At 62.4% G+C, this 24750-nt stretch carries 20 protein-coding genes; 5 read left to right on the plus strand and 15 right to left on the minus strand.

What is annotated here, in order from left to right:
* Nucleotides 1–346: 346 nt before the first annotated feature.
* The 4 genes from IFT47_RS22820 to acnA form a co-directional block, all read right to left on the minus strand.
* Entirely contained in the window at nucleotides 347–1000 is a 654-nt protein-coding gene (locus tag IFT47_RS22820) for a hypothetical protein (protein WP_192174222.1), read from the minus strand.
* A 286-nt stretch (nucleotides 1001–1286) separates the two neighbouring features.
* Nucleotides 1287–2852 carry a methyl-accepting chemotaxis protein gene (locus tag IFT47_RS22825; RefSeq protein ID WP_192174223.1) on the minus strand — a complete coding sequence of 522 codons (1566 nt, stop codon included), beginning with the start codon at nucleotides 2850–2852 and terminating at the stop codon, nucleotides 1287–1289.
* Between the two features lie 102 nt (nucleotides 2853–2954).
* Nucleotides 2955–3746, minus strand: a complete 792-nt coding sequence (locus tag IFT47_RS22830) for a CPBP family intramembrane glutamic endopeptidase (protein WP_192174224.1) — start codon at nucleotides 3744–3746, stop codon at nucleotides 2955–2957.
* Nucleotides 3747–4100: 354 nt separating this feature from the next.
* Nucleotides 4101–6842 (minus strand): aconitate hydratase AcnA, encoded by a 2742-nt coding sequence (gene acnA, locus IFT47_RS22835; RefSeq protein ID WP_192174225.1) that lies wholly within the window; start codon nucleotides 6840–6842, stop codon nucleotides 4101–4103.
* 235 nt (nucleotides 6843–7077) lie between these two features.
* Between acnA and rlmM the strand changes: the two genes are divergently transcribed.
* The 3 genes from rlmM (at nucleotide 7078) to IFT47_RS22850 (ending at nucleotide 10305) form a co-directional block, all read left to right on the plus strand.
* Nucleotides 7078–8145 (plus strand): 23S rRNA (cytidine(2498)-2'-O)-methyltransferase RlmM, encoded by a 1068-nt coding sequence (gene rlmM, locus IFT47_RS22840; RefSeq protein WP_192174226.1) that lies wholly within the window; start codon nucleotides 7078–7080, stop codon nucleotides 8143–8145.
* Nucleotides 8146–8221: 76 nt separating this feature from the next.
* The gene (locus tag IFT47_RS22845) at nucleotides 8222–9649 is read left to right on the plus strand and encodes an FAD/NAD(P)-binding protein (RefSeq protein WP_192174227.1); all 1428 of its coding nucleotides are present in this window, start codon (nucleotides 8222–8224) and stop codon (nucleotides 9647–9649) included.
* A 164-nt stretch (nucleotides 9650–9813) separates the two neighbouring features.
* Entirely contained in the window at nucleotides 9814–10305 is a 492-nt protein-coding gene (locus tag IFT47_RS22850; RefSeq protein WP_192174228.1) for a hypothetical protein, read from the plus strand.
* Here IFT47_RS22850 and soxR read toward each other — a convergent pair.
* Nucleotides 10296–10757 carry a redox-sensitive transcriptional activator SoxR gene (gene soxR / locus IFT47_RS22855; RefSeq protein WP_192174229.1) on the minus strand — a complete coding sequence of 154 codons (462 nt, stop codon included), beginning with the start codon at nucleotides 10755–10757 and terminating at the stop codon, nucleotides 10296–10298. The genes IFT47_RS22850 and soxR overlap by 10 nt on opposite strands.
* A gap of 179 nt (nucleotides 10758–10936) precedes the next feature.
* Between soxR and IFT47_RS22860 the strand changes: the two genes are divergently transcribed.
* On the plus strand, nucleotides 10937–11278 hold the full coding sequence (locus tag IFT47_RS22860; protein ID WP_192174230.1) for an antibiotic biosynthesis monooxygenase: 342 nt from the start codon (nucleotides 10937–10939) through the stop codon (nucleotides 11276–11278).
* Nucleotides 11279–11309: 31 nt separating this feature from the next.
* On the opposite strand, the gene IFT47_RS22865 is transcribed toward IFT47_RS22860, so the two are convergent.
* The 10 genes from IFT47_RS22865 to IFT47_RS22910 form a co-directional block, all read right to left on the minus strand.
* A complete protein-coding gene (locus IFT47_RS22865) occupies nucleotides 11310–12413 on the minus strand; it encodes a sigma-54 interaction domain-containing protein (RefSeq protein ID WP_192174253.1) in 1104 nt (367 codons plus the stop codon).
* Nucleotides 12414–12560: 147 nt separating this feature from the next.
* Complete coding sequence (ssuD, locus tag IFT47_RS22870; RefSeq protein ID WP_192174231.1) at nucleotides 12561–13697, minus strand: FMNH2-dependent alkanesulfonate monooxygenase; 1137 nt, start codon at nucleotides 13695–13697, stop codon at nucleotides 12561–12563.
* Between the two features lie 398 nt (nucleotides 13698–14095).
* On the minus strand, nucleotides 14096–15712 hold the full coding sequence (locus IFT47_RS22875; RefSeq protein ID WP_192174232.1) for an inorganic phosphate transporter: 1617 nt from the start codon (nucleotides 15710–15712) through the stop codon (nucleotides 14096–14098).
* A gap of 130 nt (nucleotides 15713–15842) precedes the next feature.
* Nucleotides 15843–16859 (minus strand): transporter, encoded by a 1017-nt coding sequence (locus tag IFT47_RS22880; protein ID WP_192174233.1) that lies wholly within the window; start codon nucleotides 16857–16859, stop codon nucleotides 15843–15845.
* Between the two features lie 107 nt (nucleotides 16860–16966).
* Nucleotides 16967–17800 carry an aldo/keto reductase gene (locus IFT47_RS22885; RefSeq protein WP_192174234.1) on the minus strand — a complete coding sequence of 278 codons (834 nt, stop codon included), beginning with the start codon at nucleotides 17798–17800 and terminating at the stop codon, nucleotides 16967–16969.
* Between the two features lie 298 nt (nucleotides 17801–18098).
* On the minus strand, nucleotides 18099–19535 hold the full coding sequence (locus IFT47_RS22890) for an efflux transporter outer membrane subunit (protein ID WP_192174235.1): 1437 nt from the start codon (nucleotides 19533–19535) through the stop codon (nucleotides 18099–18101).
* Nucleotides 19532–20452 carry an efflux RND transporter periplasmic adaptor subunit gene (locus tag IFT47_RS22895; RefSeq protein WP_192174236.1) on the minus strand — a complete coding sequence of 307 codons (921 nt, stop codon included), beginning with the start codon at nucleotides 20450–20452 and terminating at the stop codon, nucleotides 19532–19534. Before IFT47_RS22895 ends, IFT47_RS22890 begins: the two co-directional genes overlap by 4 nt.
* On the minus strand, nucleotides 20449–20658 hold the full coding sequence (locus IFT47_RS22900; protein WP_065988670.1) for a DUF1656 domain-containing protein: 210 nt from the start codon (nucleotides 20656–20658) through the stop codon (nucleotides 20449–20451). Before IFT47_RS22900 ends, IFT47_RS22895 begins: the two co-directional genes overlap by 4 nt.
* A complete protein-coding gene (locus tag IFT47_RS22905) occupies nucleotides 20655–22745 on the minus strand; it encodes an FUSC family protein (protein ID WP_192174254.1) in 2091 nt (696 codons plus the stop codon). Before IFT47_RS22905 ends, IFT47_RS22900 begins: the two co-directional genes overlap by 4 nt.
* Nucleotides 22746–22750: 5 nt before the next feature.
* Nucleotides 22751–23203 carry a MarR family winged helix-turn-helix transcriptional regulator gene (locus IFT47_RS22910; RefSeq protein WP_192174237.1) on the minus strand — a complete coding sequence of 151 codons (453 nt, stop codon included), beginning with the start codon at nucleotides 23201–23203 and terminating at the stop codon, nucleotides 22751–22753.
* 569 nt (nucleotides 23204–23772) lie between these two features.
* Between IFT47_RS22910 and IFT47_RS22915 the strand changes: the two genes are divergently transcribed.
* A complete protein-coding gene (locus tag IFT47_RS22915; RefSeq protein WP_192174238.1) occupies nucleotides 23773–24441 on the plus strand; it encodes a polysaccharide lyase family 7 protein in 669 nt (222 codons plus the stop codon).
* Nucleotides 24442–24750 lie beyond the last annotated feature (309 nt).

Raw genomic sequence — 24750 nt, forward strand, 5'->3', positions numbered from 1 at the left:
CTGCACATGCCTATGATCGATTCGAAAAATAGGACTGTCAAACAAGCGAAGTGCATGGGATTGCATGGCTTCTCCGAAAAAAATTCGTGGTTGAATATATTTTTGATATGTGAATTCGGCGCTTTTCACGGTGTTTTTGAGCGATTTAAATAATTATGTATCGCGCGTAGTCTATAAAATTTTGATAGTCCATCAGACGCTTCCTACGGAGATGTAGGTTCTGTGGAATCGAGATGACAAAAAATAATTTAAATTATTTTTCTCTGGCGATTTTGTTGACAAAACCTCCACGCATTAGCGTGGAGGTAGTTACTTTTAGTATTCAGTTGAATAGCGGGAAAGCTGGTTACAATTTAAGTGAAACCAGGGTCGGCAGGCTAGTGATGGATGCATTGCCCGCCCGGTCGGTGACGACGTACTCGATGGACACGGTTTCAGCTGCATGGGTTTGCAGGTCTTCGCGGCTGAAAACGATTTCGACGGGTCGGAGGTTGAGCTCTTCCGCCTGGACCTGATGGGCGGGGCCTTCGACGCCGTTGAGTAATGTCTGGATGACATCGCCCGGTTCCATGCCGGCGTAGCCAGGGAGCAGGCCGACGAGTTGATCGCCGAAGGTGGCGGTGGCGAAGATGAGGGGAGCGAGGAGGGTGGCGCCGGGTTTGGTGCGGTCGACGTGAATCAACGCAGGTTTGGAATCCGCGGTGTTTCCGCCAGGGTAAGTAATGTATCGGTAGGCAATTTCGTACATGCCATCACCGACAAATTCGTTCCTTGGAATGTGAGCAGTCACCTTGGCGCTAGTTTCCGGATCAAGTATCGGAAAGGGTTGGCTGGGGCCAACTTCTATATTGTTAAGCAACAGCTGGTACGAGTCGCCGGTTTTCACGAAGTCCGGCACGTCAAAAGTGATCATTAGATCATTTTCGAGTTCGCTGGTAGGTACTAAGCCGTCCTGCTCAGCTGCGAGGACGAACGGGGAGCCAAGGTCTTCAGTTTTCATAAGTTTCTCCATCAAGCACACCCCTCTACTTTCCATCCGCAGAAAGAGTGCGCATTAAATTGATTATCCAGATCAACAAATACTCCACCCGTGGTGGTAACTATTTATCGTCTTTCAATAATCAACTAATAGAGGTCTACAAACCCTGTCAACAGCCAAACCCCCGCTTCAAACCAAAAACTGCTTCCCCAAATGATTTTCAGAAATGTCCTACTTAAAACCCCAATACAAACAAAAAGGCCCCGGCAGACAATCTGCCGGGGCCTTCGCATAACCCACCAATCACTCAGCGGTTAAAGCGTTCCACCAAGGAGTATTGCGTGTGAGCAGTTTGGGTCAGTTCGGCACTGAGCGTGGCAGAGCGACGGGCTTCGTCGGAGGTCTGGTCGGCCAGGTGCGCGATGGTGCTGATGTTGCGGCTGACTTCTTCTGCCACCGAGCTTTGCTCTTCGGTGGCGGCGGCGATCTGCGTGGTCATGTCGGTGATGTTGGCCACTGCGTCGCTGATGCCTACCAACGCCCTGTCGGCTTCCATGACCTGCTCGACGCCTTCTTCGGCCTGGCGCCGGCCTGTGTTCATGGTCTGAACCGCGTTGGTAGCCGTCTGTTGCAGCTTGGCGATGAGGGCGTGGATCTGGCCGGTCGACTCGGTGGTGCGTTGCGCCAGTTGGCGGACTTCATCGGCGACGACAGCAAAGCCGCGACCCATTTCGCCCGCGCGGGCGGCTTCGATGGCGGCGTTGAGGGCCAACAGGTTGGTCTGGTCGGCGATGCCTTTGATGACGTCGACGACGCCACCGATTTCGTCGCTGTCTTTCGCCAGCTGAGTGACGGTCAGGCCGGTTTCGCCCACCGAAGCCGAGAGACGCTGGATGGCTTCGCGGGTGTCGCTGGCGATCTCGCGGCCGCGACGGGTCAGTTCGTTGGCCTGTTGCGTGGCGTCAGCGGTGCGCTGCACGTGATTGGCCACTTCCTGGGTGGTCGCGGCCATCTGGTTGACGGCGGTGGCGACCTGTTCGGTTTCGACGCGCTGACGTTCCAGGCCGGTGGAGCTGGCCTGCGCGAGGGTGTCGGACTGACGCGCCTGGTCGTTGAGGTGTTCGGCGGTGTCCTGCAGGCGGGTAAGGCAGGTCTTGAGACGCGCTTCCTGGCTGAGGATCGACATCTCCAGCCGCGCCTGTGCGCCGCGACTGTCGGTGTACATCTGCGCGATCAACGGGTCGGAGGTGGTTTGCTCGGCCAGGCGCAGCAGGCGCTTGAGGCCACGCTGTTGCCAGCTCAACCCCAGCAGGCCAAGCGGTACGGACACTGCGGCGGCGAGCAGGAAACCCCAATGGGAATTCAGCCACACGCCAATCAAAAAACTCACCTGGCTCACCAGGATGAACGGCAGCCAGTCCTGCAACAGCGGCAGCCACTTGTCACGGCTTGGCACCGCGCTTTTGCCGCTGTTCAGACGTTTGTAGAGCGATTCGGCGCGACGCACCTGTTCAGCGGTCGGCTTGATACGCACGGACTCGAAGCCCACGACCTGTTTGTTCTCGAAGACTGGCGTGACGTAAGCGTTGACCCAATAGTGGTCGCCGTTCTTGCAGCGGTTCTTGACGATCCCCATCCACGGCTGGCCCTGCTTGAGGGTGGCCCACATGTGTTCGAATACCGCTGTCGGCACGTCCGGATGGCGCACGGTGTTGTGCGGTGATTTGATCAATTCATCTTGGGAAAAACCGCTGATTTCAATGAAGGCGTCGTTGCAATAGGTGATGACGCCGCGCGCATCGGTGGTGGAGATCAACCGTTGCTGCGCCGGGAAGGTCCGTTCGCGTTGAGTGATGGGCTGGTTATTTCGCATGAGCTATTCGATCCAGGAAGGCTGTGAAGAGTTATCGGCCCGAAGCGAAAAAAATTAAGCTTTTGTGAACTGCGTCATAGGTTGGGTGTCGCGGGCGGTTCTTCAGCGATCGAACATCGGATAGGTGAACAGGCTGAAATGCAGCAGGTTCAGGCCGAAGTGGGTGAGCACGGCAGCGGGCAGGCCGCCCAGTCGATAGGCAACGCCATAACCCACACCTGCGATGCCCGCCAGAAGCGCCCATTCCCAGCCAGCACCGATGTGCGCAAGACCGAACAGCAGCGAGGCTGTCCCGATGGCCAGGGCGTCGTGGCAGGGCAAGTGTTGCAGCCATCTTTTCAGGCTGCCTTGCAGGTAACCGCGAAAGAGCAGTTCCTCGGTCAGCGCGACCAATAGCAGGTTGTTCAGCGCCCAGATGCCCGTTTGCTCGGGCCACTTGGGCGACCAGCCGACGAGGCCCATCAGCAGCGCCGTTGATAGACACGCTGCGGCGGTGACGGGCAAGGCGATGCTGGTGACGCCCAGCCAGCGTCGGGGACTGAATGCGATAAACACCCAGGGGCAGGTGATGGCGATCCAGAAGCCGATAAGGGGCTTGTCGAGATTCAGGTACATCGAATACGGCGCGGCCTCGGGGCTGAGGCGCACGCCGGCAATCGCCCTTGCGCTGAGGAAACCGGGCAGCCAGTGACTGGCCAGCCCCGCTGCCATTGCAATAAACAGGGCGTGGCCGAAGAGGCGCACGGCGCGGTGCTGGAAATGGCTGACGCAGATGCCGGCCATGATCAGCAGTCCGAACGTGATGACCACGGGAACGCTGAGCTGGCCGTAAAGCAGCGCCAGGCAGTAGCCGAGAGAGAGCAGAAGGAGGGAAGTCCAGCGTTGCACCGACATGAAGTCGTCCTTGAGCGTCGGAATAGGCTGGCGATTTTAACGTTGATTAAACGCGTGTGTATGTCGGATCAACGGGGAGCTGGTCCGATTGTTTCGTGGATGCAGGGCGAAGGTCGTGTAGGGCGTTTCTGATAACAAGGGATTTGGGTTAGACGCTGGCAATTTGCGGTGAGGCAGACGACGCCTTCCCGGCTAAAGCCGGTCCCACTAACAGCACGCGATGTGCCCGTAGGACCGGCTTCAGCCGGGAAGAGGCCGGTTTGAGCACCATTGATATTGCGTTGTGGCATCTGACGCCTTCCCGGCTAAAGCCAGTCCCACTGACAGCGAGACCGGCTTCAGCAGGGGTGAGGCTCAGGACGCAATCAGCTGCCGCAAGACGTAATGCAGAATCCCTCCCGCCTTGAAGTACTCCACTTCATTCAGGGTATCGATCCGGCACAGCACGTTGATGTTTTCCTGCTGCCCGTCCTCCCGGGTGATCTGCACCGCCAAGCTCATGCCCGGTTGCAGCGTGGCGCCGGTGAGCCCGGTGATGTTCAGCACTTCCTTGCCGGTCAGGCCCAGGGTTTTGCGGCTTTCGCCTGCCTTGAACTGCAGCGGCAGGACACCCATGCCGACCAGATTGGACCGGTGAATGCGCTCGAAACTCTCGGCGATGACTGCCTTGACGCCCAGCAGATTTGTGCCTTTCGCCGCCCAGTCGCGACTGGAGCCCGTGCCGTATTCCTGACCGGCAATGACCACCAGCGGCGTGCCTTCGTCCTGATAACGCATGGCCGCGTCATAGATCGGCAGCTTCTCGTCGGTGGGCACGTGCAGCGTGTAGCCGCCTTCTTCACCGCCGAGCATTTCGTTGCGAATGCGGATGTTGGCGAAGGTGCCGCGCATCATCACCTCATGGTTGCCGCGCCGCGAGCCGTAGGAGTTGAAGTCCTTGTATTCCACGCCCTTGCTGCGCAGATAACGCCCGGCCGGGCTGTCGAGTTTGATGTTGCCCGCAGGTGAGATGTGGTCGGTGGTCACCGAGTCGCCCAGCACCGCCAGCACGCGAGCCTGCTGCACGTCGGCGATGACCGGCAATGGCCCGGCGACGTCCTCGAAAAACGGCGGGTGCTGAATGTAGGTCGAGTCCGGCTGCCAGACGTAGGTCGCCGCCTCGGGCACCTCAATGGCCTGCCACTGCTCGTCACCGGCAAACACCTCGGCGTATTCCTTGTGAAACATGCTGGTGCTGACGTTCAAGACCGCCTCGGCGATTTCCTGCTGGGTTGGCCAGATATCGCGCAGGTACACCGGCTGGCCGTCGCTGCCTTCGCCCAGGGGTTCGCTGCTCAGGTCGGTGCGCACGGTGCCGGCCAAGGCGTAAGCGACCACCAGCGGCGGCGAGGCCAGCCAGTTGGTTTTCACCAGCGGGTGCACGCGGCCTTCGAAATTGCGGTTGCCCGACAGCACCGACGCAACGGTCAGGTCCGACTGCTGAATGGCCTTTTCGATCGGGTCAGGAAGCGGCCCCGAGTTGCCGATGCAGGTGGTGCAGCCATAACCCACCAGGTCGAAGCCCAACTGATCGAGATACTGGGTGAGACCAGCCGCGTTGTAGTAGTCGGTCACCACCTTCGAGCCGGGCGCCAGCGAGCTCTTCACCCAGGGTTTGCGCGTCAAGCCTTTCTCCACGGCTTTTTTCGCCAGCAGGCCGGCCGCCATCATCACGCTGGGGTTGGAGGTGTTGGTGCAGGACGTGATCGCCGCAATGACCACCGCGCCGTTCTTCAGGCGATAGGTCTGGCCGTTATATTCATACTCAGCCTCGCCCACCTGCGCCGCATTGCCCACCGCGACACCGCCGCCACCTTCGCTCTCCAGTCGGCCTTCTTCGTGTTTGCTCGGGCTGACCGCCAGGCCCAGGAAGTCGCTGAAGGCCTTGGACACATCGGGAAGGGGAACGCGGTCTTGCGGACGTTTTGGCCCTGCGAGGCTGGCCACGACAGAACCCATGTCCAGCTCCAGCGCATCGGTGAACGCCGGTTCCTGACCGGGCAGGCGCCACAGGCCCTGGGCCTTGCAATAGGCCTCAACCAATTGCACCGTTTCGTCCGGACGGCCCGACAGGCGCAGGTAATCCAGCGTGACGTCGTCGACTGGGAAGAACCCGCACGTCGCGCCGTATTCCGGGGCCATGTTGGCAATGGTGGCCCGATCCGCCAGCGGCAAGTCCGCCAGGCCATCGCCATAGAATTCGACGAACTTACCGACCACGCCTTTCTTGCGCAGCATTTGCGTCACGGTCAGCACCAGGTCGGTGGCGGTGATGCCTTCGCGCAGTTTGCCGGTGAGCTTGAAGCCGATGACTTCCGGAATCAGCATCGACACCGGCTGGCCGAGCATGGCCGCTTCCGCCTCGATACCACCGACGCCCCAGCCCAGTACGCCGAGGCCGTTGATCATGGTGGTGTGGGAATCGGTACCGACCAGCGTGTCCGGGAAGGCGTAGGTGCGGCCGTCTTCTTCCTTGGTCCACACGGTGCGGCCGAGGTATTCCAGGTTGACCTGGTGGCAGATCCCGGTGCCCGGCGGCACCACGCTGAAGTTATCGAAGGCGTTCTGGCCCCAGCGCAGGAACGCGTAACGCTCACCGTTGCGCTGCATCTCGATGTCGACGTTCTCGCCGAAGGCCTTGTCGTCGCCGAAGCGGTCAACCATGACCGAGTGATCGATGACCAGATCCACCGGCGACAGCGGGTTGATGCGCTGCGGATCGCCACCGGCCTTGGCCACGGCCGCGCGCATGGCGGCGAGGTCAACCACGGCCGGCACGCCGGTGAAATCCTGCATCAGCACGCGCGCGGGGCGGTACTGGATTTCCCGATGGGATTTGCGCTCGGTCAGCCAGTCGGCTAGGGCCTTGAGGTCGTCGCCGGTCACCGTGTGGTTGTCTTCCCAGCGCAGCAGGTTTTCCAGCAGCACCTTGAGCGACATCGGCAATTTGTCGAGATTGCCCAGCGTGCGCGCGGCATCCGGGAGGCTGAAGTAGTGGTAGGTCTTGTTGCTGACTTCGAGGGTTTTGAGGCTTTTCAGGCTATCGAGGGAGGGCATGACTGACTCCTTGACGGTCCGTGCAGTACGCGCGGACGGGCGATCGACGGTAAGACGGGTCTTGCTTCGGCGCTCTGGGCGGCGCCTTTAAATGCTCATTGAGTAGTACTGGACCCGCCGGCTGAGCCAGTGGTTCCTGATTCGGCTATCATGCGCCGCTTTCGAGTCATTGAGGTTAATCCTCATGTACAGCTTGCGCCGCGACCTGATTCGTGGCGCGCGAGGAGACCGTCCCGTGAACACCCTTTTCATGCATTGCCGCCCCGGCTTCGAAAGCGAGGTCTGCTCGGAACTCAGCGAGCACGCCGCTCGCCTTGAGGTGTCCGGCTACGCCAAGGCCAAGACTGACGCCGCCTGTGCCGAATTCATCTGCACCGAGGCCGATGGCGCGGAACGGCTGATGAATAGCCTGAAGTTCCGCGAGCTGATTTTCCCCCGGCAGTGGGCCCGTGGCGGGTTTGTCCAGCTTCCCGAAACCGACCGCATCAGCGTAATCCTCGAGCACGTGGCCGGCTTTGCGCCGTGCGGCAGCCTGTGGCTGGAAGTGGTCGACACCAACGACGGCAAGGAGCTCTCGACCTTCTGCCGCAAGTTCGAAGCACCGTTGCGCAAGGCGCTGGAGAAGGCCGGCAAACTGGTCGACAACCCGAGCCTGCCGCGTTTGCTGCTGACGTTCAAAAGCGGGCGCGAAGTGTTCCTCGGGCTGGCCGACGCAGATAATTCAGCGATGTGGCCCATGGGCATTCCACGCCTGAAATTTCCCCGGGAAGCGCCGAGCCGCTCCACCCTCAAGCTGGAAGAGGCCTGGCACCACTTCATCCCCCGGGATCAGTGGGACGAGCGTCTGTCGGGCGACATGACCGGCGTCGACCTCGGTGCAGCCCCCGGTGGCTGGACCTATCAACTGGTGCGGCGCGGCATGCTGGTCACCGCCATCGATAACGGACCGATGGCCGAAAGCCTCATGGACACCGGGCTGGTGCAGCACTTGATGGCGGACGGTTTTACCTTCAAGCCGCGTCAGCCGGTGGACTGGATGGTCTGCGACATCGTCGAGAAGCCCGCACGCAACGCCGCGCTGCTGGAAACCTGGCTGGGCGAAGGTCTGTGCCGCGAGGCCGTGGTCAATCTGAAGTTGCCGATGAAACAGCGCTACGCCGAAGTGCGACGCCTGCTGGAGCGCATCGAAGACGGCTTCAAGGCGCGCGGCGTCAAGGTCGCTATCGGTTGCAAGCAGCTTTACCACGACCGCGAAGAAGTGACCTGCCATCTGCGGCGGCTGGACATGAAACGCAAGGGCTGACGTCGGCTTGAATCCGCTGCCACGCTGTTCATAATCAGCGGTGTGCGCCCGCGGGGCGAAGAGAAGGGGAGACGCAATGAGCGCTGCACACAAGGGACCTGACGCCGACATCCTCATCGTCGGCGGTGGCCTCAGCGGCACGATGCTGGCGGTGCAGCTGCTGCGCCTGCCGGTCCAGCGGCGGATCATGATCGTCGAATCACGCAGCGAGTTGGGCCGGGGCGAGGCCTACAGCGCCACCGAGCTGGGCCACACGCTGAACGGCAACGCCGCGCGCATGAGCGTTGACCCGGACGATATAGACGATCTGACCCGCTGGCTGACCGACTACATCGCCGCCGGCGGCTGGCCGGAGTCTGATCAGCAGCACGTGCCGGTGGCCGAGCTGTTTCCGCCCCGCGGGATCTTCGGTCTGTACGTTCAGCAGCGCCTGGCCGAGGCGCGGGTGGTCGGCGAGCGTTACGGTTCGACCGTTGAACACGTGCGCGGTGAAGTCACCGACCTGCAGACTCACGCAGCCGGCCTGCGCCTGACCCTCGCGAGCGGCGAGCACTTGACCGGCCGCTTCGGCGTACTGGCGACGGGCATGTTCGCCGCCGCGCGCACGCCCCAGCGCGATTCAAACGCCCTTAATGCCGCCGCTGTTGATCCGTGGGACGTAAGCGCCATGGGCCAGCTCGACCCCCAGGGCCGCGTGCTGATCATCGGCTCGGGCCTGACCATGGTCGACGCCGTGGTGTCCCTGGAGCAAGCCGGTCACCTTGGGCCCATCGACGTGTTTTCACGCCACGGCCTGCTGCCCCACGTGCGCCGTCAGCCGCCAACGTGGCCGGACTTCCTCGCCGCCGACCCGAACATTCGCAGTACCCGGCAACTGGTCAGGGCCTTGCGCGAGCAGTGCGCTCAAGCGGCGGAGCAGGGCATCGACTGGCAGGCGCCGCTCGACACTGTGCGCGTGCATATTCCACGGCTGTGGAGTCAGGCGTCTGACCTGCAGCGCCGCCAATTCGTACGCCATATCCGTCCGTGGTGGGAAAGCCATCACCACCGCTCGCCGCCGCCCAGCGCGCACTTGCTGGACAGGCTGATCGACGAAGGGCGCCTGCACATCCACGCCGCCTCGTTGCTCAGCGTTGAGGGCGCCGAGGCCCGACAGGTCTCCATCAGCGTTCGCTATCGCGGCCAGGACACGGCCAGCAAAGAGAGCGGCGCAGCGCTGATCAACTCGACCGGCATTCAATACGACTGGCGCCGGGTCGACCGTGCGCTGCCGCGCAATCTGCTGGCGCGCGGCCTGATTCAGCCGGGGCCGCTGGCGCTGGGCATTGCCGCCGATGCGGGGGGCGCGGTCATGGACGCCGAGGGGCGTGCCTCAACGCGGCTTTATGCCATGGGCCCGCCCTTGCGTGGTCTGTGGTGGGAAAGCACCGCCGTAACCGACGTGGCGTTGCAGGCCAAAGCGCTGGCGGCGCGGTTGGCGGCGTTGAGCACCGTACCGTCGTGAAGCCGCAGGAAATTGTGTCGACCACGACACACTTTCCGCAACCCCTCCTAAAGCACGCTCCGAACGAGCCGAAAGCCCAATATCGACCCGGTAAGACCGCCCGCTTTTCATCAAGAGGCGACAGGGACGTCAGCGAGTGCACAGGGCTATGGAGGCCATCGTTCATGTTGAGCTTGAGTTTCAGAAATCCTGCGGAGGCAGCACTGCTGCTGCTGCCGCCCTCCGTCGTGTCCACTTCTACAGCCGCCGACGACGCAAGTCAGACCGCCAGCGCCGCCGAGCAGGTGCGCCAGGGTATCGAAGTGCTGCTCTCGCCGGACGCGCAGAGGGTGCCGAAGAAGGGTGACAAGAACGCCGACATCGACGCCACCCACTTGCCTGACCGGATCAAGGAGCAGCTCAAGCTGATCCGCTCGATTCAGGAGCGCATTGCCAAACGCATGCAGGACATGCACGCGTTCATGAGCGACCGGTCGCTCTCGCCCCGCGCCCGGGAGGGCAAAATGCGCCAGTTGCAGATGGAAATCATGGCCATGACCAACTCGCTCATTCAGGCCACCAACCAGCTCAATCAAGCGATGCAGCAGATGCATCTGTCACTGGCGGACCAGACGTTGGCCGGCACCTTGGTCAGTCCGCAGAACCTTCAATCCTGATCCAGCAGGCGCGGCCCGGCGCCTTGCTCGCTCAGGCTGTCGCCGAAGTTGCGCAGCGGGCAGGCCTCCATCGACAGGCAGCCGCAGCCGATGCAGCCATTGAGTTGGTCGCGCAGGGCGGTGAGGCGGTTGATGCGTTCATCCAGATCGGTTTTCCAGCGCTCGGATAACCGGGTCCAGTCGTCAAGGCTGGGCGGTCGGTCCTGGGGCAGGGTCTGCAGCGCGGTCTGGATGGTCGCCAGCGGAATGCCCAGGCGCTGGGCGGTTTTGATCAAGGCCACCCGACGCAGCACGTCCCTGGGGTAGCGACGCTGATTGCCGGCGTTGCGCTGGCTGCTGATCAGGCCTTTGGCCTCGTAAAAGCGCAGCGCGGTGATGGCCACGCCGCTGCGGGCGGACAGCTGGCCGACGGTGAGTTCGCGGGCGATGGGCGGGATGTCCTGGGTAAGCATGCAATCTTCCTGTGTGCCGAACGACGCTTGACCTCCAGTTAACTGGAGGTTTTATCCTGCGCAGCATCCCTTGGCCGGACCGCCTTGGCAAGTGGGCCACCGGCGCAAGAAACGTAGGGGGCCATACCGGTTCGCGCAGCACCCTGTTCAGCAACAACCGTCATCTGTGGAGAACGTTCATGACACCAGCAGCCGCCCATCTTCCGTACAGTCAGTTCGTTGAGTTCGCTGTCGACCCGCAGCATCAGGCCGGGCTGGTCGGTGCGCTCAACGAGCGTTTCGAGCAGTTTACGCGGACCTACCCAGGCTTCGTCCGCGCCAGCGTGCAGGTCAGCGAAGACCGTCAGCGGGTGCTGAGCCATGTGCAATGGCTGTCGAAGACCGACTGCGAGCGTGCGTTCGAAAACGCCGAGCAGGGCGAAGGGGACATGTGGGAGTTGATTCGTCGACACCGTGCCACGTCGATGATCTTCAACGCGTACGAAGTGGCGGGGGAAATCGTAGGACCGCGTCAGGGGTGAGCGCAGTCCTACAGGTTGCATCGCTGTGGGATCACACCGACAAATGCAGCATCTGCTCACCCTGGGTCTGTTCACCGGGACGGCGCTTGTTGACGGCCAGTTCGCCGATCTTGATCAGCCGCGCGCGCACGACGTTGCGACTCAACCCCAGCAGTTGCGCGGTGTGCACCTGGTTGTAGTGGCTGAAGCGATAGGCCGCGCGCAACAGGGCGTCTTCGACCTTCTCGTGCAGCGCGCCGGCCTGCTCCTCGAACAGACGCTGGAACGCCCGGGCCAGCAGGGCGTCGGTGGAATCGTCGACGGCGGGGGCTGAGTCTTCCTGGCGTTCAAGGCGCAGGTTCGACAGGCGCAGGTCGCTCGACTGAATCACGCCGTTGCGGCAGATCAGCAGGGTGTGGTGAATGACGTTTTCCAGCTCGCGGATATTCCCCGGCCAGCCGTAGGTGCGCAGCTTGTGCTCGGCATCCGCGCTGATCTGAATCGGTCCGCAACCCAGACGCTGGCTGTAGACGTCGATGAAGTGCCGGCTCAGCGGCATGATGTCGCCCGGCCGTTCGCGCAGGGTGCTCAGCTCCAGATTGACGACATTCAGGCGGTAGAACAGGTCTTCGCGAAAATGCCCGGCGTTGATCGCGCGTTCCAGTTGCACGTTGGTCGCCGCCAGAACCCGCACGTTGATCGGCGTGCTTTTGCGCGAACCCAGCCGCACCACTTCGCGCTCCTGCAGGACGCGCAGCAGCTTGACCTGAATCGCCAGGGGCAGATCGCCGATTTCGTCGAGAAACAGCGTGCCGCCGTTGGCTTCTTCGAACCAGCCGGCCTTGGCGGTGAGGGCGCCGGTGAACGCGCCTTTTTCCTGGCCGAACAGCTCGGCTTCCACCAGCGATTCTGAAAACGCACCGCAGTTGACGGCTACGAACGGCTGGTGGCGACGGCTGCTCAGGTTGTGAATGTGCCGCGCCACCAGCTCTTTGCCGGTGCCGGTTTCGCCGATGATCAGCACGCTGGCATCACTGGGCGCGACTTGTTCAATGTGGGCCAGCAGCGCCTGGGACCTCGGGTCCTCGAACACCTGCGCGGTGGCGCGGATCGAAGTGGCCAGGGCCGGCGAGGGCGGTAGGGTCAATAGCTGCATGGGGATCACTTGTGGTTGGAACGGTAAGCTGGCTGTCATGAAGGACTCCTTGTCGCGATGGCCGTTGTCGCGCTGGCAGATCAACCGCTTCCCACATGCTGCGCGGGCGCGCAGCAGGCGGTTGTTTTCCAGGGGGGGCGGTGAAACTTACTTCTGCGGCGGCAAGTCGTTGGCAATCATCTCGCCGAACGGGCCGGTGAGGTTGGTGATGCCGCGGCCTGCGAGGCTCCGATACGGCTCGGGCAACAGCGGGAACACCAGCTCGGCGAAGCGATAGGCTTCTTCCAGGTGCGGGTAGCCGGAGAAGATGAAGCTTTCGATGCCCAGGTCTGCGTATTCCTTGATCCGCGCGGCGACTTCCTGGGGATTGCCCACCAGCGCTGTGCCCGCACCGCCCCGTACCAGGCCGACGCCGGCCCACAGGTTCGGGGCGATTTCCAGGTTGTCGCGACGACCGTCGTGCAGCGCGGCCATGCGGCGCTGGCCTTCGGAGTCGAACCGCGAGAAGGATTTCTGCGCGGCGGCGATGGTTTCGTCGCTGATGTGCTCGATCAGGGTGTCCGCGGCTTTCCAGGCTTCTTCGCTGGTCTCGCGGACGATGACGTGCAGCCGGATGCCGAACTTGACAGTGCGACCGTTGCGTGCGGCGCGCTCACGCACGTCCGCCAGCTTCTCGGCCACGGCGGCAGGGGGCTCGCCCCAAGTGAGATACACATCGACCTGCTCGGCGGCCAGTTCGTGGGCCGCCTCGGAGGAACCACCAAAATACAGCGGCGGATAGGGCTTCTGGATCGGCGGGTACAGGGCTTTGGCGTTCTGCACTTTCAGGTGCTTGCCTTCGAAGTCCACGGCTTCGCCCTGCAACACACGGCGCCAGATCTTCAGGAATTCGTCGGTGACTTCGTAGCGCTCGCTGTGATCGAGGAAGCTGCCGTCGCCACGGTTTTCATCCGGGTCGCCACCGGTCACGACGTTGATCAGCAGGCGTCCACCGGACAAACGATCCAGCGTCGCGGCCATGCGCGCGGAGACGGTCGGAGAAATGATCCCCGGACGAATCGCTACCAGATAACGCAAACGCTCGGTCAGCGGCACGAGGGCCGATGCGATCACCCAGGAGTCTTCGCAGGAGCGGCCGGTCGGAATCAGCACGCCGTGGTAACCCAGATCATCGGCGGCCTGGGCGACCTGCTTCAGGTAATTGAGCGTGACCGGGCGCGCGCCCTTGGTCGTGCCCAGGTAATGGCCGTCGCCGTGTGTCGGTAGAAACCAGAAAACATCCATGAGAAATCCTTCGAGCGGAATCGGTGGGCTTGTGACAAGTGCACCCGTTATAAAGGCTCCGATTTATTCCGTAAAAGAACTGAATCCCATATTTTTATAACCGTTAGAGATATGCCCGGATTTGTATCCTTTGAAGATGCAGCTGACGGGTAAGATCTTGTGGGAGTGAGCTTGCTCACGAAGGAGCCGGAACAACCGCTGCATTCTCGGCGCCTGAAACGCCGTCTTCGTGAGCAAGCTCACTCCCACAAGTCGTGCATTCCACGCGAATCTGCAGTGGGCCTGTCAAACCCGCCTACCTGATTTAGGGCGAGTTACAGACCTGCGCCGGGTCAGAACACCGCGCAAAAAAACAGGCGCCGAAGCGCCTGAAGGAGAGTACGGGAGACGCTTCGACATCAGAAAATCTGGGTGAACAGCCAGTACAGGCTGCCCGACAACAGGATCGCGGCAGGCAGAGTCAGCACCCATGCCATCGCCAGATTGCGCAAGGTGCGCATCTGCAGGCCGGCCCCGTTGGCGACCATGCTGCCGGCCACGCCCGAGGACAGAACGTGGGTGGTCGAGACCGGCAATCCATACATGTCCGCCGCGCCAATGGTCAGCATCGCAACGACTTCAGCCGATGCGCCCTGGGCGTAGGTCAGGTGGGTTTTGCCGATCTTTTCCCCGACCGTGATCACGATGCGTTTCCAGCCCACCATGGTGCCCAGGCCCAGCGCGATCGCTACGGCCACCTTGACCCACAGCGGAATGAAGCGCGTCGCGGTATCAATTTGCTCCTTGAACGTGTCGACTTTGGCCTGGGTGTCGGCGTCGAAGTTACCGACCTTGTTCTTGTCCATCACACGGATGGCTTCCGACGTCAGGTACATGTCGTTTCGTACGTTGGCCGTGGCTTCGGCTGGCACCTTGGCCAGTGATCCGTAACTGGCGACCTGATCGCCGATCTTGCCGGCCATCACCGCCAGCGCAGGGATCAGGTCAGGCGTGGCCTGCTTGTCGCGGATGTAAGTCGACAGCGTCTGGCGGGAATCGGCCGGCGCGGGAAGCGGCGCCGCTTTGGTCAGGGCCTGTTGAGTGACCTGGGCGACTGCAGCGAATTGCACCGATTGATCGGCCGGCATGGCGCGGTTCAGCGCGTAAGCCATGGGCAGCGTACCCACCAGAATCAGCATGATCAGACCCATGCCTTTCTGGCCGTCGTTCGAGCCGTGGGCGAAGGAAACGCCGGTGCAAGTCAGGATCAACAGACCACGAATCCAGATCGGCGGCGGCTTGTTGCCTTCCGGCGCTTTGTACAGCGCGCGGTTCTTCACGAACATGCGCAGCGCCATCAGCAACAGTGCGGCGCAGGTGAAGCCCACCAGCGGCGAGAGCAGCAGCGAATAACCGACCTTGGTCGCCTGGGACCAGTCCACGCCGCTGGTGCCGTCGCGGCCATGCATCAACGCGTTGGCAATGCCGACGCCGATGATCGAACCGATCAGCGTGTGGGAAGACGAGGCCGGCAGACCCAGCCACCAAGTGCCGAGGTTCCACAGGATCGCGGCGATGAGCAGGGCGAAGATCATCGCGTAACCCGCCGATGAACCGACCTGCAGGATCAGTTCGACCGGCAGCAGGGCAATGATGCCGAACGCCACCGCGCCGCTGGAAAACAGCACGCCCAGAAAGTTGAAGGTTCCTGACCAGACCACGGCGAAGTTCGGCGGCAGAGAGTGGGTGTAGATGACGGTCGCGACGGCGTTGGCGGTGTCGTGGAAACCGTTGACGAACTCAAAGCCCAGCGCGATGACCAATGCCACGCCAAGCAGAATGAACGGCGTCCAGGTCAGCACGACGGTACCCAGATCGTCCATGTCCTGCTTGAGGCTGTAGCCGGTATAGAACAGGCCCAATGCCAGCACAACGAAGAAAATCACCATCGTCGTCATGCCAGGCTTGCGCCCGAATTGAGCACTCAGTCCGGGTCCCTGTTGCAGAGAGCCTTGAGCCAGTGTGGGGGTCGCCATGGGGCACAATCCTGTTGATGAGGGATAATGACCATGATCATTACAAAATGTGACAGAGATGCGACACGGGTCACGTTTTGCGCGGATTTGCTGGGGTCAGAGACCAATGGACGCGCTAATGACGCTGCCGCTAATAGTCACGACTCTTGCGAAACGCCCACCTTCCCGCAATAAACGTAAACGTCGCCACCAGCGCGACCAGCACCCAGAACCCATGGGGATCGGACGCCAGTGGTATACCGCCGACGTTCATGCCGAAGAAACCCGCGACGATGTTGATCGGCAGCGCCAGCACGGTGACGACGGTGAGGGTGAACAGCGTGCGGCTGCTCTGTTCGTTGAGGTTGGCGGCGATTTCTTCCTGCAGCAGTTTGATCCGTTCGCCGAGGGCGGTGAGGTCGCTGATCACCAGCGCCGACTCTTCGGTGGATTGCCGCAGCTCCTGCAAATCCTCCTCCAGCAGCCACTGCGGCGGTCGGTGCAGCAGGCGCATCAGCGAGCCGGGTTCCAGGGCCAGCAGCCGTTGCAGGCGCACCAGCACCCGACGCATGGCGCCCAGTTCCGAGCGGTTGTTGCTCAGGCGTTGGGACAGAAGCTGGTCTTCGATTTTGTCGACGCTGATGCTGGTCTTGCGCATGAACTGGCTCAGCACGTCGCTCTGGTCGCGCAGCAGGTGGGCGAGCAGTTCCAGCGGGGAGCGGAAGGTTTCGCCCTGTTTCACCGACGAGCGCAGCCGGTCCACTGAACGCAACGGCTGATGGCGCGCGGAGATCATCAGGTTGCTGCGCACGCAGACCCACATCGTGGCGATGTCGGTGGAGACGCGGTTGAAGTCGAAGACCACGTCGTTGACCACGGCGAGCAGGGCAGAGTCGACGTGTTCGATGCGCGTGGAGCGCGACCCTTCGTGCAGGGCTTCGAGGAACTCGTCGGGCAGGTCGAGGTTGGTTTTCAGCCAGCGTTCACAGCTGGCGTGGGTCAGGTTCAGGTGCAGCCAGACAAACTCGTCCGGCGCGGTGGGCTGGCGCAGGCATTCAAGCGCCGCCGTCGAATCCAGTTCGCGGCCGGGTTCCTCGGGACGGAAGCGGAACCCGTACAGCAAGCCAAACAGATCGGAGTCCTGATGGTGGGCGATGCGTTGATTCATGAAGGCTCGCAGACGGGAAGTGCCCCGCAGGGCACGAGATCGAAAGCGGCATCATCGCAAGGGGTTTTGACAGTTTTGTGACGGTTTGTGTCGGCCAGTAGTCTTGTTCAGACCATTGACAGGCGCGTCTTGCGCAGGGGCGCCGGCCATGAGGAATCAATCAACAATTCATCCTCGATGGACAGCTCGATCTCAACCGCAGCGGCGTTCAATTCCAGGTGATGGGGCGTGACGGCCTTGGGAATGGCGATCACGCCGTCCTGACGCAGCACCCACGCCAGGCTGATTTGCGCCGGGGTGGCGTCGTGGCGTTCGGCGACTTCAAGGATGGCAGGGTTCATCAGCAAGTTGCCGGCCTGACCGATCGGGCAGTACGCCATCAGCGGCATCCGGGCGGTTTGCATCCAGGGCAGCAGGTCATATTCGATTCCGCGTTCTTCCGGGTTGTACAGCACCTGATTGGTGGCACATCCGCCGCCGAGGCCGAGCTCGTCCAGCTCAAGCAGGTCGGACACGTCGAAGTTGGACACGCCCCAGCGGCCGATCTTGCCCGCTTCGCGCAGACGCTCGAAGGCCTCGACGGTTTCTTCCAGCGGGTACTGACCGGCCCAGTGAAGCAAATACAGATCGATGTAGTCGGTCTTCATGCGCTTGAGGCTGCGCTCGCACGCCGCCGGAATGCCCGCGCGGCTGGCGTTGTGCGGGTAGACCTTGCTCACCAGCATGACCTCGTCGCGGCGCCCGGCAATGGCCTGGCCGACCACTTCCTCGGCGCCGCCTTCGCCGTACATCTCGGCGGTGTCGATCAGCGTCAGGCCCAGATCGATGCCCAGTTGCAGCGCCGAGACCTCCGCCTCGAACTGATGGCGGTCCTCACCCATGTGCCAGGTGCCCTGACCGATAACGGGGACGGTTTTGTCTGCCAGTTCAAGCGTGCGCATCGGGGGTGCCTCCGGGCGGATAGGACTGAATGATTAAAAACTCAGGCAGTGCTGGCCGGCAGGGGTTCAATCGCAAGCGAATGCGCGGTGCGTGAGTGGGACTGCGTATCTACTGTAGGACCGGCTTCAGCCGGGAAGAGGCCGGTATGAACGACATCAATTTTGCGGTGTGACCACCGACGCATTCCCGGCTAAAGCCGGTCCCACAATGGTGTTCCAGCCAGTGCCACTGGATGCACGCGGTCAATTAGTGGGACCGGCTTCAGCCGGGAAGAGGCCAGTCAGAACACCATGCATCTCACTTATGCCCGTTCTCCCAACCCCCACCCAGCGCCAGGAACAGGTCGATCTGTCCCATCGCCACCTGGGTGTTCGCCGCCGCCAGTTGCGCGGTGACGTCGGTGTAGGTGCGGGTGGCTTGCAGGTCGGCGAGGAAGGATTCGCGGCCGGCGAGGAAGAACCGATGGGTCTGGTCCGCCGCCTGTCGCGCCGACTCCTCGGTTTCCACCAGCGCATCGCGGCGTTGCAGCAGCGCGGTGTACTGGGATAAACCGGTCTGCGCCTCGCGGATGGCGTTGAGCACCACGCCATCAAAATGCGCCAGCGCCGCTTGGTTCGACGCTTCGGCGATGTGAATCCGCGCCCGCGCACCATTGGACGGGATGGTCCAATTGATCACCCCGCCGAAGCCCCAACGATTGGTCGACGGATCGCCCAGTTCATCGAGAATCCCCACAGTGCCCACCGTCGCGCCGATGCTGATGTCGGGATACAGCTCGCCCGTCGCCACACCAATGGCCGCCGTCGACATCGCCAGACGGCGTTCAGCCTGGCGCACATCGGGGCGACGCTTGAGCAGCGCGGCGCCATCGCCCACTGGCATGACCTGGGCAATGTGCGGCAGCTCGGCGCATTCCGCCACCCCTTGGGGCAGCTGATTCAGCGGACGGGCGAGGAGCATCGACAGGCGATACAGCGCCGACTTCTGCGCCGCTTCGTAACGCGGCAAGTCAGCACGCAGGGACCTGAACTGGGTTTGCGAGCGCGTCACCTGGGTTTCATCGCCACGGCCGGCGTCCCGCAGGCGTTGGGTCAGGCTCAGGCTCTGCTTCTGCAGGTCAAGGGAGTGCAGGGCGATGTTGCGCTCTTCGTTGGCGGCACACACTTGGGTGTAGGCGCGAACCACATCGGCCACCAGCGTGATGCGTGCCGTGTCGGCCGCCGCCTGGGTCGCGTCGGCGTTGGCCTGGGCGGCTTCGATGCCGCGCTGCAACACGCCGAACAGATCGAACTGGTACGAGGTGGTCAGGCCGACATCGCCGACGTTCGCGACCGGTACTTTTTCCGGCAGCAGATAGGCCTGACCGGCTTCCTGCAAGCGCTGCGCCCCGGCTTTGGCCGTGCCGCTCCAGCCACCGGCCGCATCCGCCTCGCTCATCTGAAAGCGCGCCCGTTGCAGGTTTGCCGCCGCGACGCGCAGGTCAGTGCTCGATATCAGCGCCTGACCCACCAGCTCATCGAGTTTCGGGTCGTGATACAGCCGCCACCAGTCAGCCGGTACCGGCGCCGACACCACGTTGGACGACGAACCGGCCAGTTCGCCCTGCAAGTCGGGGCGATTCACGGCGGCTTTATCGGGCAGCGTGTAATCCGGGCCGACCACCGTGCAAGCCGACAGCAGCAAACCCATGCACATGCTCATGCCCACCGTCAGCAGGCGTGCGCGGTGTTTCATTTCGGCGCTCCTGGCTGGACGGGTTGGTCATTTCCCTGAGCACCTGCGCGGGCGTCATCGATGATCGACACCGTCGCCGTGCGCCCGGCAATCATACGGAAGTCCGCCGGTACTTCATCAAAGGCGATGCGCACCGGAATCCGCTGGGCCAGACGCACCCAGCTGAACGCCGGATTGACGTTGGGCAGCAGGTTCGAGCCGCTGCTGCGGTCGCGGTCTTCGATCGCCGCGACAATGCTCACCACATGACCACGCAGGCGGGCGTTGTCGCCGATCACGCGGATGTCCACGCCGGAGCCGATGTGAATCCCGTCCAGTTTGGTTTCTTCAAAGTAGCCGTCGATGTGGAACGAGTTGCTGTCCACCACCGACAGCACCGGGTGCCCGGCGCTGACGAATTCGCGGTCGCGGGGCGCGCGGTCGTTGAGGTAGCCGTCCACCGGGCTGCGGATCACCGAGCGGTCCAGATTCAGTTGCGCCGAGTCGACCGCCACTTGCGCTTCATTCAGGGCTGACAAAGCACGGGCTTCCTTGGACTGGCTTTCTTCCAGCTGCTCGCGGGCGACCAGATTGCCGAGGCTGCGATTGCGACGGTTCTCGCGCTGGGCCTGTTCCCAGGTCTCCTTGCGCTCGGCGACCGTGGCCTGGGCCTGGCGCAGGGCAAGGCGGAAGCGGTCCTGATCGATGGTGAACAGCAACTGGCCTTTCTTGACCAATTGGTTGTCGCTCACCAAGACCTTCTCGATCAGCCCCGAGACGTCGGGGGCGATCTGGATGACGTCGGCGCGGATGTGCCCGTCGCGGGTCCAGGGCGCGTACATGTAATACATCACCATGCGCCAGACGACGATCGCGGCGAGGGTGACAACCAGCAGAGTCAGGACCACGCGGCCCAGCGTCAGAAGAGGTCTTTTCATTTCATCAGGTATCGACTTAGGGTATCCACGACGCCGAGCAGCAGAGCGTATAGACCGACGTTGAACAAAGCCCGGTGCCAGACCAGGCGGTAGAAGCGGGCGCGCGTCAACACGGCGTGCACCACCAGAAAAATCAGGTAAGCGATGCCCATCAGCACCAGAAAGGTCGGGAGGAAAATCCCGCTGATGTCCACATCACCGATCATAACGGCGCTCCATCGATGCCATAGGGCGGTTGTTCTTCCTGCTCGGCGAGCACATCGACGATCTCCACCCCCGGCAGCAGCGCCAGGCGCAAGCCACTGAGGGCGTGCAGCAGATTCATCCGCGCCGCGTCATCCCCCTCGCCATTGAAGGTCAGCGCGCGGCGGGCGCGGTCCATGGTCATCAACAGACCTTTGGGCGCCGGCAAACGCTCCCGGGCTTTCAGGCAGGCGCGGAAATGCGCACCGACTTCGGTCGCCACTTGGCGCAGCAACTGGCGCGGCACTGGGTCAACCCGCGGCATATACGCCAGCAAATCCAGCATGTTCAGGGCGACGCGGGCTTCACGCAGCGCGCTGGTGGAATCCTGCGCAGTGATCGCCAGACGCGGAAGATGCTGCATCAGCCGGTCGAGCATGCGCACGCCCATTTGCCGGTGCTCGGCCAAGGTGGCCTCTTCGCTGAGGGAGACGATGTCGCGCCAACTGAAGCGGGTCATGCGCTTGGCCGCCACTTCGGTGCCGAACGGCCTGACGATCAGGGTCCAGACGAAGGCGAACGCCAGACCCGCCGGCCCGGCCAGGTTGGAATTGACGAAATTAACGAAGTCGGCGTCGTAGGCGCTCTGGATGCTGATGAAGGATGAGGTATTGACGATGGTCAGCAGCGTGCCGAGGTAGAACTTCGGTTGCACGGTCAGGGTGCCAACGCAAATAAACGGCACCGAAAACGCCAGGACCAGCATCGGGAAGTCGTGCAGGTTGGGCAGCACCACGAACAGATAGAGGCTGGCGAAGATCACCGACATCATGGTCCAGAAGAAGAAGCGGTAGATCTGCGGCGCCGGGTCGTCCATCGCCGCGAAGAAGCTGCACGACACCGCCGCCAGCGCCACCGCGCTCGCGCCGTCTTGCCAGCCCAGCATGATCCACAGCACTGACGCGACGATGATGGCGCTGACCGAGGTCGCCACCGAATACAGCATCATCCCGCGGTCGAGGAACGGCGACAGTCGCCCCAGCCGCCAATGGCGGTACACCGCCCGCCAAGCCGAGTGATCGTCGGTCTCGATGGCGTGTTGCAGGCTGCGGCAGTCCTGCCACAAGTCGATCCATTCGCGCAGCCGATACAGCGCGTTCGACAGCAGCAGTTGCCGGCGATCGTCGATCTGCGCGGGTGTCGGTTGCAGGCGGTCGAGTTCGGCGTGCAGCGCTTTCCAATACTTGATCGGCGCGCCTTCGGCGGTCTGCTCGACCCAGTCGCGGCACTCGATCAACAGCGGCGCAAGGTCAGCGACGTGCTCGGGCGAACGCCGCTCCAGCGCCCAAAGGGCATCGTCCAGGGCATCAATCACCGGCAGCAGGTGAATCATCCGGCCGCGCAGCTCTTTGGCGTTGCGCACGGTCTGGCGATGGGCGCCTTCGTGGGGCAACTGGCCGATCATCAGCTCCAGGCTGTTGAAGGTGCCGACCATGGCCGTGCGCAGGCCGCCGACCGCTTCCGGCGTGGCGGTGCGGGAGAGAAATAGATCGCTGTAAGCCGAGGCGTCCTTGAACCACTTGCTCATCGCATCGACCAGCACCGGCGCCAGCCGACGTGGCCAGAACATCGCGCCGACCACGGCGGCGCAGACGATGCCGAGGAAGATCTCCTCGGTGCGCGAGACGGCGATGTCGAACACCGCCTGGGGGTTGTCGACCACGGGAAAGGAAATCAGCGGCATCGTGTAGCCGGCCAGCATCAGCGCGTAGCTGTTGGCGGTGCGCAAATGCAGGGACAGAAACAGCAGGGTGCCGGTCCACAGCGCGATGACCACCGCCAGCAAAAACGGCGTCTGCACGAACATCGGCACCAGCATCACCGAAGCGGCCGCGCCCAACAAAGTGCCGGCTGCGCGGTACAGCGCCTTGGAGCTGGTCGGCGCCACGAACGGGCTGGAAACGATGTACACCGTTGCCATCGCCCAGTAAGGGCGGGGCAGTTCCATCATCAGCGCGATGTACAGCGCCAGCATCGAGGCCGCGAACGTGCGCACGCCGTAGAACCAGTCGCGGCCCGGTGGTACACCGTCGAAAAAGCCTTTGAACAGGCCGCTCAAGATGACGACTCCGGCGCCATCGGTGTGGCCTGGGCAATGGCGTTGAACACGCGCAACGTCGCCTCAAGATCCGCCGGGTCGACGTGACTGAAGATGTCGCGGCGCAGGCGGATCAGCTCTTCCTCGATGGAATTGGCCAAAGCGCGGCCGGCGTCGGTCAGGCTCAAGGCCTTGGCGCGGCGGTCCGTGGGGTCTTCGGTGCGCTGCACCAGCCCGGCTTTGCACAGCTGATCGAGCAGGCGCACAAGTGACGGGCTTTCCAGCCCGCAGGCCTGGGCCACCGTCACTTGGCGCACGCCCTCACCCAGGCGCGCGATCATCAGCAACGGGCCCGCGCAGGCTTCGCTCACGCCGACGTTCATCAACGTGGTCTGGCAGACGCGGCGCCACTGCCGGGAGGCCGCGACGACGCCGCCGGTGATGCGCATTTGCAGGGTGTCAGGGTTCATGAAAAGGCCATTGGGGCGGTGTGGGTTTGGTTAGGAGCTGAATGATTAGGCGCTGCATTATTAGGCTGCTAACTAATAATATCTTGTTACACCCTGGTCTCGTCAAATGGAATGTTGGCAGAGACCTGCCCGGCGGATTGTCGCAGGCGGGCGTGTCCAGATTTTCAGTTGAACGGGAGGGGCCTGCCAGGCGCTCAGGACCGCGGAGCACGATGGAAGAGTGCAGTCGTGAAGGAACTTCCCGTACCGTCTGTCGGGTGGGTGCTCGCCGGCTGAACTATTTTTTTGAGGGCCGTCTAAGCGCTCTCCAAAAAAATGGCGCCAAATAATTAGCCTTCATCGCCCGGTTTACGCTGGCTGGGCAAATCTGGAAGGCAATGGGCCACTTTTACCCAGTAATGGCATTGTGATGGCCTTAACCGCCTCTTCAGGTGGCTCGGCGGTTTCTTGACTCCGGGGACGACTAAAGATCAAACGGTTCAGCCGATAGCAAAGATGACGGGAACGGCAGTGACAGGCCTGTTCCAGACACCTCCTTTGCTGTGCGCACCGCGCACCATGAGTGCACCATGATTGATCTCGCCATCTGGAATCTTTCTGTACCGGTCGGTATCCCAGCCGCCACTATCGACACGCCAAAACTGGTGGCCGGCTACAAGGATGGTTACTTCCGTTCAGGGGACACTTTGTTCTTCTGGGCACCGGTGACCGGGTCAAGGACTGACAACGCGATCTATCCCCGTACCGAATTGCGTGAGACCTACGCCAACGGTGCGGTGCACAACTGGGTTTACTCCCAGGCGGACAATTTCCTGCGCGCGGCGCTGACCGTGGACCAGGTGCCCTCGACGGGCAAGATCGTCATCGGCCAGATCCACTGCTATGGCAGCACCGAGCCGCTGATCAAGCTTGAGTACCAGTACAAGGAAAAACTCAAGAGCGGCAACATCGTCGTCAAGTTTCGCCTGACGCCGACCTCCGAGCCCGAGGTGATTCAGGTCGCGACCGGCGTGCTGCTCAAGGAGCGCTTCACCTACACCATCCACCTGACCGCCGCCGGCAACCTCACGGTCAACGCCCACGAGATGCAATGGGGCACCAAGCTCGACCCGTCGTGGAGCGGCAAGCCGCTGTACTTCAAGGCCGGCGTGTACACCCAGGACAACACCGGCTACGCCACCGAAGGCGGGGCAGCGACGTTCTACAAATTGCAGGCGACCCACGACAAGAAAGCGTGAGGCTTGGGGCAGACTGCTGTCTCGCCTTAAACACCGCCCTTGTGGGAGCTTGCTCACGAAGACGGTATTTCAACCACTGGATATGTAGTGGATGTACCGGCCTCTTCGTGAGCAAGCTCACTCCCACAGGTTCTGCGACATGCCGGATATCCCAGGCAGAATCACGGTCTTGTGGGAGCGAGCTTGCTCGCGAAGGCTGACCGTCATTCCCCAGAGAAAGTGACTGGCTGTCCCGGCCTCTTCGTGAGCAAGCTCACTCCCACAGGTTCTGGGACATGCCGGATATCCCAGGCAGAATCACGGTCTTGT

The sequence above is a fragment of the Pseudomonas sp. CFBP 13711 genome (assembly GCF_014842265.1).
Taxonomy (GTDB): Bacteria; Pseudomonadota; Gammaproteobacteria; order Pseudomonadales; family Pseudomonadaceae; genus Aquipseudomonas.

Coding starts and splice junctions, on each gene's coding strand:
- IFT47_RS22820 (WP_192174222.1), bottom strand. CDS start 1,000: ATGAAAACTGAAGACCTTGGCTCCCCGTTCGTCCTCGCAGCTGAGCAG.
- IFT47_RS22825 (WP_192174223.1), bottom strand. CDS start 2,852: ATGCGAAATAACCAGCCCATCACTCAACGCGAACGGACCTTCCCGGCG.
- IFT47_RS22830 (WP_192174224.1), bottom strand. CDS start 3,746: ATGTCGGTGCAACGCTGGACTTCCCTCCTTCTGCTCTCTCTCGGCTAC.
- acnA (WP_192174225.1), bottom strand. CDS start 6,842: ATGCCCTCCCTCGATAGCCTGAAAAGCCTCAAAACCCTCGAAGTCAGC.
- IFT47_RS22845 (WP_192174227.1), top strand. CDS start 8,222: ATGAGCGCTGCACACAAGGGACCTGACGCCGACATCCTCATCGTCGGC.
- IFT47_RS22850 (WP_192174228.1), top strand. CDS start 9,814: ATGTTGAGCTTGAGTTTCAGAAATCCTGCGGAGGCAGCACTGCTGCTG.
- soxR (WP_192174229.1), bottom strand. CDS start 10,757: ATGCTTACCCAGGACATCCCGCCCATCGCCCGCGAACTCACCGTCGGC.
- IFT47_RS22860 (WP_192174230.1), top strand. CDS start 10,937: ATGACACCAGCAGCCGCCCATCTTCCGTACAGTCAGTTCGTTGAGTTC.
- IFT47_RS22865 (WP_192174253.1), bottom strand. CDS start 12,413: ATGCAGCTATTGACCCTACCGCCCTCGCCGGCCCTGGCCACTTCGATC.
- ssuD (WP_192174231.1), bottom strand. CDS start 13,697: ATGGATGTTTTCTGGTTTCTACCGACACACGGCGACGGCCATTACCTG.
- IFT47_RS22875 (WP_192174232.1), bottom strand. CDS start 15,712: ATGGCGACCCCCACACTGGCTCAAGGCTCTCTGCAACAGGGACCCGGA.
- IFT47_RS22880 (WP_192174233.1), bottom strand. CDS start 16,859: ATGAATCAACGCATCGCCCACCATCAGGACTCCGATCTGTTTGGCTTG.
- IFT47_RS22885 (WP_192174234.1), bottom strand. CDS start 17,800: ATGCGCACGCTTGAACTGGCAGACAAAACCGTCCCCGTTATCGGTCAG.
- IFT47_RS22890 (WP_192174235.1), bottom strand. CDS start 19,535: ATGAAACACCGCGCACGCCTGCTGACGGTGGGCATGAGCATGTGCATG.
- IFT47_RS22895 (WP_192174236.1), bottom strand. CDS start 20,452: ATGAAAAGACCTCTTCTGACGCTGGGCCGCGTGGTCCTGACTCTGCTG.
- IFT47_RS22900 (WP_065988670.1), bottom strand. CDS start 20,658: ATGATCGGTGATGTGGACATCAGCGGGATTTTCCTCCCGACCTTTCTG.
- IFT47_RS22910 (WP_192174237.1), bottom strand. CDS start 23,203: ATGAACCCTGACACCCTGCAAATGCGCATCACCGGCGGCGTCGTCGCG.
- IFT47_RS22915 (WP_192174238.1), top strand. CDS start 23,773: ATGATTGATCTCGCCATCTGGAATCTTTCTGTACCGGTCGGTATCCCA.